Genomic DNA, 1,158 nt, shown 5'->3' on the forward strand with positions numbered 1-1,158 from the left:
GAGAGGTGGCTCGGGTTGTCTGCACAGGCTCGCGGCTTGGATAAGTGGACTGCCGCTGGTTGATCATGACGCTGCGAGAAGCGGCGGGTGGAAGTATACCTGGTCAGGCGTTCGGCCGCCAAGTGCGGAGTGCGGCCTGACGGCATTGTAGAACCCGATATAGCGGCCGATGCCGGCGCGGCTTCGGGGACCGAGGCGTAGGCGTTGCGGTACACCTCCTCATATTTTACCGAGCGCCAGAGGCGCTTAACGAACACGTTGTCACGCCGGCACCCCCTTCCCCTCCATGCTGATGGCGATCTTCTCGCGGTGTAGGACCGCGGTGAACGCCGTACTGGTGAATTGCGAACCCTCGTCGCTGTTGAAGATCGTCGGTTTGTCGTAGCTGTCCAGCGCTTCCTCCAGCGCCACGATGAAGAACGCAGCGTGGAGCGAGATCGACACCCGCCACGCCAGCACGCGCCGGGTGAACCAGTCGACGATTGCGACGAGATTAGACGAAGCCGCGGGCCATCGGGATGTACGTGATGTCGGTGGCCCAGACCTGATTGGGCTTCGTCACCGCCAGCTTACGCAGCAGGTACGGATAGATCTTGTGCCCCGGCGCCGGTTTCGACGTGTTCGGCCGGCGGTAGATTGCCTCGATCCGCATCCGCCTCATCAGCGTCGCGACATGCAGCCGACCGACAGCCGTGCCGACCTGCCGGAGCAGATCGCGCAGCATCCGGCTGCCGGCGAACGGATAGAGCAGGTGCAGTTCGTCGATCCGCCGCATGATCGCCAGGTCGGCGTCCGCCACGGGTCGAGGCAGATAGTAGATGATGCTGCGGCTGATACCGAGCTACTGCGCCTGGGCGACCAGCGGCAGCGCATGACCACGGTTGATCATCGCTTTGCGCTCGGCAACAGACCGGCCTTGCCGAGCGCACCGGACAAAAAATCATTCGCCAGCGTCAACTCGCCGATCTTAGCGTGCAGCACCGTGACGTCGACCGCCGATTCGGCCACCGTCGGATCGGCGCCAAACACGTCCGCCGCGCCTTCCGGCAGCCGCGACCGCCACTGGTTGATGAGGTTCGGGTGCACGTCATACTGCTGCGCCAACTCGGCCAGCGTCTTCTCGCCTTTCACGGCAGCCAATGCCACCTTGGCCTTGAA

Annotated in this window: 1 pseudogene; it reads right to left on the reverse strand. The window is 63.7% G+C overall.

The annotated features are described in order from the left end of the window. Positions 1–63: 63 nt before the first annotated feature. A pseudogene (locus C8J40_RS20635) lies at positions 64–1,158 on the reverse strand (IS3 family transposase); the annotation flags it as partial.

Origin of the sequence: Sphingomonas sp. PP-CC-3A-396, assembly GCF_004343105.1 — a bacterium.
Lineage (GTDB): Bacteria > Pseudomonadota > Alphaproteobacteria > Sphingomonadales > Sphingomonadaceae > Sphingomonas.